Source organism: Micromonospora rosaria (genome assembly GCF_001567585.1).
In the GTDB taxonomy this organism is placed as follows: domain Bacteria; phylum Actinomycetota; class Actinomycetes; order Mycobacteriales; family Micromonosporaceae; genus Micromonospora; species Micromonospora rosaria.
In genome coordinates, this window is the sequence record NZ_LRQV01000255.1 from 1 (window position 1) to 4,012 (window position 4,012).

Consider the following 4,012-nt stretch of genomic DNA (forward strand, 5'->3'; position numbering starts at 1 on the left):
CAACGAGATCGCGGACGGGTAAGACAGCACAGGCGAGGCTCCCGTGTTGGGGCATCGGGTTTTGGTCGATTTGCTGTCTTACCTGGAGCCTCGCCCTCATCGACCACTGGGCTACACGCACCGCTTCTGACCTGCAAGATCAGGTTTAAAAAGCCTCATTGACCAGGAGGCAGGGTCAGAACAGCCCACGCTCTGCCCACGTCTGCGAGTCGCCACGCCAACGGGAGTTGCCGAGCCGGCACGGGTCACGCAACAGGATCGCCGGCCAGTCGACCACGGCGATACGCCGAGACGGTCGGGTCACCCGTCAGCCAGTAGCGCCAGGACCGCTCACTCGCCCGGCTGACGCCGACCCTCGGCCCGAAGGAGACAGATCCGACTGGGCTCGTAGGTGGGCTGAGAGCGAGGGGGCCACCGTCGAGCAGGTAACTGCCGGTGTGCTCGCGCGTCAGCGCAAGCGCTTGACCGAGGTTGCCGGGACCACGGGCGAGCGAGTGCAGGGCGACTCGCTCACCTCGGCGACGCTGCGCCACATCGACCCCGCCGACCACCCGGCCAGCCCTGAACAGCACTGCCGACGCCGTACCGTCGGTGCCAGTGACGACGTTGGCACAGTAGTGCAGCCCGTGGGACAGGTAGACGTAGAGCCGACCGGCTGGACCGAACATCACCGAGTTGCGGGCGGTTGGACCGCGCCAGGCGTGGGATGCAGGATCGTCCTCCCCCGCGTACGCCTCGACTTCGGTCAGTTCGAGGGTTACCGATCCGTCCGGGGTGTGATGGGTCAGCGTCCAGCCGATCAGGTGGGGGGCGACCAGCGGGGCGGGTTGCGTCAGGATGGCGAACGGGTCAGCCGACAATGTGTGAGCCTTCCGTCTGAGAGATCCGCCAGGTGATCTGGACATCGTCACCCTTCGGCAGCCTGGCACCCTTCCGCCGAGGCATGAGCCGGATCGACTGGCATGCGGTCTCGATGATCGTGCGGACCTGGTCGACTTCCATCCGGTCGATGGCATCCCACACTGCCTCGGTGTCCGCCAGGTCGACGCCAACCCGTCCGGTGGCGATGCTGGCCAGGCGGTCTCGGATCTCGGCGAGCCTGGCGTCAGCCTTGACCGCGCCGGCAGCCAACGCCGCCTGGTCGATGGTTCCGCCGACGAACATCTCAGCCAGCGATGCCTTCCGGGCAAGCAGGTTGGACTCTTCCACCCGCAACGCCGTCGACTCCTGCTCGGCTTCCTGGTCGACAGGCTGAGCCTCCCACTGGTCCGCCCGATCGAGCAGCATGCGGATCACGTGAGAGTCGAGGAAGTCGGCGGGGATGCTGACGCATCGACCCTCACGGCAGGTGTAGATCCGGTACCGCTCCCCGGCTACGTTCGGCCGAGACCAGCCCTGCGACGCCTTGCCCCCGCACTTCGAGCAGGTTGCCACCCCGACGAGTAGCCCCTTCCGCTTGCCACCCCCGCCCGTGTTGCGGACAGGGTCAGCGAGCAGGCGAACGGTTGCCCGGTACACGTCCTCGGGAACGATCGGTTCCCATCCGGCAGGCACCCCGGTCTCCGCCCCGAGGTAGGTGAGGATGCCCGCGTTCCGCTCACACAGCAGGACGTGCCGAAGGTTGGATGAGCGCCACCTGTTGCCCCTCGGGGTGAGGATGCCGGCATCGTTCCACCGGGCGGCGATCGAGTAGACCGACTGCCCGGCGAGAAGGTCCGCGTACGCCTGCCGTAACGGGTCCGCCTCGGTCGGCCGGTGCTGTCCGTCCCGCTCGAAACCGAACGGGCGTGCGGTCCACCAGGGGCGGCCGGTCTGCACCCGTTGCCGTTGGGCCGCCTTCTGCCTGGCCCCCTTCTGTTCCACCTCTTTCCGGGCGACGCTGCCGAGGATGCGAGCCATCATCCGGCCGTTGGGTGTGGTCAAGTCCAACTCACCGGACAACGTTGCCAGGGTGACCCCGGTCCGGTCGGCGAGGTCGACCAGGTCTTCAAGGTCTCGCAGGCTGCGGTACATGCGGTCGACCTGCCAGGCCACGACGACATCGACGGCACCCGAGCTGACCAGGTTGAGCACCTGCTCCCAGCCGGGGCGGCCCTTGCGGGAGAACGCCGAGACCGAGTTATCAACGATCACCTTCGTGACCTTCCAACCGCGCTGCTCGCACAGCTCCCGGCAGGCCGCCTCCTGCCTCGCGATACCGAGCCCTTCCCCCGTCGCATCGAGGGAGATCCGGGCGTAGATCACGGCGCGCTTGGTCATCGTGGTATCCTACATGCTCACGGACAGATCATGCCGAAGACGAAGTACGCGTACGCGTGGCCGGCCGGCCCGAACATGACCGCGGTCCGGGGCGTGGGGCCCCGGTGGGCGTGCGAGGCCGGGTCCTGCCCGGTCCCGGCGTACGCCTCGACCTCGGTCAGCCGGATCCGCACACCACCGGCCGCAACCTCCCAGCTGAGCAGGGCACGCGCCACCTCCGGCACCCGGGCGGCGGGAGTGTGCAGCCATGCGTGGTCCATCCGTCCAGCAAACGCCGGGCGGCGCGGATCGGCAAACCCGTACCGTCCTTCAACACTCCGTTGACAACATTCTGTTGAAGTGCTGTGATCGTCGCATGACCACCGAACCGTCCACCACCCCCGACCCCACCCCACCCGATCCCGGCCCCGGCTCCGGCGCGGCGCACCGCACCTGGGCGGCGCTGCACCGGCTCAGCGAGCGACACGCCGCCACCGAGCAGCAGCGCCGCCGGCACACCAACCCGTACCTCGCCGACCCGTACGAGGCGATCGCCGTGCTGCTGGCCCTGGCCGCCGGCGCCGCCGAGCCGACCCCCGGCGAGGAACCGGTGGACCAGGCCGACCTGCTCGCCGCGCTCGCGCTCGTCCCGCACCTGCGGGCCGAGGTCGACACCCTGGAGGCGGGACTGCTGACCCTGGCCCGGGGCCGGGGCCTGACCTGGCAGGCGATCGGGCACGCGCTCGGCCTGGGCAGCGCCCAGGCGGCCAGCCAGCGGTACGACCGGGTCACCGCCCGGGCCGATCCCGCCACCGGGACCCCGGGCGTCGGTGAGCCCGCCGGCTGAGGCGGTGATCGCCGGCAACCGGGCGTGCGGCGCGTCGATGCCGTACGTTTCGGCGTAGGAGCGGCGGGAACCGACCGGAGGGACTGCCACCGTGGACCGCACCGAGATGCTGGCGTACTGCCTGGCCAAGCCGGGCGCCTGGCTCGACCGGCCCTGGGCGGGCGAGGAGGTGGTGAAAGTGGGCAGCCGGATCTTCGCCTTCCTCGGCTCGGGCGAGACCGGTGCCACGATCGGGATCAAGTGCGGGCCGAACCGGGACGTGGCCGACGAGTGGCTGCACCGCTACCCGGACGACGCCCGGATCATGCCGTACATCGGCCGGGCCGGCTGGAACACGCTCCGGCTGGACGGCACCATCCCCGCCGACGAACTGGTGGAGGCGCTCGACGCGTCGTACGACACGGTCGTCGCCAAGCTCTCCCGCCGCGAACGGCCGGGCGGCGGGTGACCGGGACGGGCCGGCCTAGTACTGCAACGGCAGTTGGTTAGGGGTAGCCGCGTCGTCGGTAGTGGCTGGTGCGGGCTTGGTGTTGGCGGCGTCGTCGCCATCGGGACCAGGCCCAGACGTGCTCGGTTTGGTGGATGTGTCGCACTGTGAGTGCGGTGAGGAGTCTTCGGATCTCCGGTACCGTGTAGTCGATCATCATGCCGTCGTCGGGGCTGGTTCCCCCTTTTCGGTCAGGGACCGGGCCACGGACAGCCAGGCGTGGGCGGCCATCGCGAGGGTGATGTGGGCGTACCAGGCCCGCCAGTCACGGACCTGGTACTCGTCGAGGCCGGCGTCGTTCTTGGCCTGTTGGAAGCACTCCTCGATCGCCCACCTCGCGCCCGCGGTGCGGGCGAGGTCGACCAGGCGGGTCCGGCGTGCCCCTTAGGGCCTGTGTCGAAGTCGGTCACAGCCACTCGTTGATCGCGGCGATGTGCACG

General features: G+C 69.5%; 4 protein-coding genes and 2 pseudogenes. 2 read left to right on the forward strand and 4 right to left on the reverse strand.

Annotated features, from left to right (window positions below):
* Positions 1–245: 245 nt before the first annotated feature.
* The 3 genes and pseudogenes from AWW66_RS33235 to AWW66_RS31615 all read right to left on the reverse strand — a co-directional run.
* Positions 246–860 (reverse strand): DNA-3-methyladenine glycosylase, encoded by a 615-nt coding sequence (locus AWW66_RS33235; RefSeq protein ID WP_245648579.1) that lies wholly within the window; start codon positions 858–860, stop codon positions 246–248.
* The gene (locus AWW66_RS31610) at positions 850–2,259 is read right to left on the reverse strand and encodes a recombinase family protein (RefSeq protein WP_067374359.1); all 1,410 of its coding nucleotides are present in this window, start codon (positions 2,257–2,259) and stop codon (positions 850–852) included. The genes AWW66_RS33235 and AWW66_RS31610 overlap by 11 nt, the downstream gene beginning before the upstream one ends.
* Before the next feature lie 29 nt (positions 2,260–2,288).
* Positions 2,289–2,519: pseudogene (locus AWW66_RS31615) on the reverse strand (DNA-3-methyladenine glycosylase); the annotation flags it as partial.
* A gap of 95 nt (positions 2,520–2,614) precedes the next feature.
* Between AWW66_RS31615 and AWW66_RS31620 the strand changes: the two are divergent.
* Together AWW66_RS31620 and AWW66_RS31625 are read left to right on the forward strand one after the other, a co-directional pair.
* The gene (locus AWW66_RS31620; RefSeq protein ID WP_067374362.1) at positions 2,615–3,085 is read left to right on the forward strand and encodes a DNA-binding protein; all 471 of its coding nucleotides are present in this window, start codon (positions 2,615–2,617) and stop codon (positions 3,083–3,085) included.
* A gap of 91 nt (positions 3,086–3,176) precedes the next feature.
* On the forward strand, positions 3,177–3,533 hold the full coding sequence (locus AWW66_RS31625) for an MmcQ/YjbR family DNA-binding protein (RefSeq protein ID WP_067374364.1): 357 nt from the start codon (positions 3,177–3,179) through the stop codon (positions 3,531–3,533).
* A gap of 195 nt (positions 3,534–3,728) precedes the next feature.
* On the opposite strand, the pseudogene AWW66_RS35825 reads toward AWW66_RS31625, so the two are convergent.
* Positions 3,729–3,956 (reverse strand): annotated as a pseudogene (locus tag AWW66_RS35825) (IS701 family transposase); the annotation flags it as partial.
* Between the last annotated feature and the right edge of the window lie 56 nt (positions 3,957–4,012).

What these genes read in the sequence shown, in the direction of transcription:
- AWW66_RS31620 (WP_067374362.1), top strand. Translation starts at nt 2,615, where the DNA reads ATGACCACCGAACCGTCCACCACCCCCGACCCCACCCCACCCGATCCC.
- AWW66_RS31610 (WP_067374359.1), bottom strand. Translation starts at nt 2,259, where the DNA reads ATGACCAAGCGCGCCGTGATCTACGCCCGGATCTCCCTCGATGCGACG.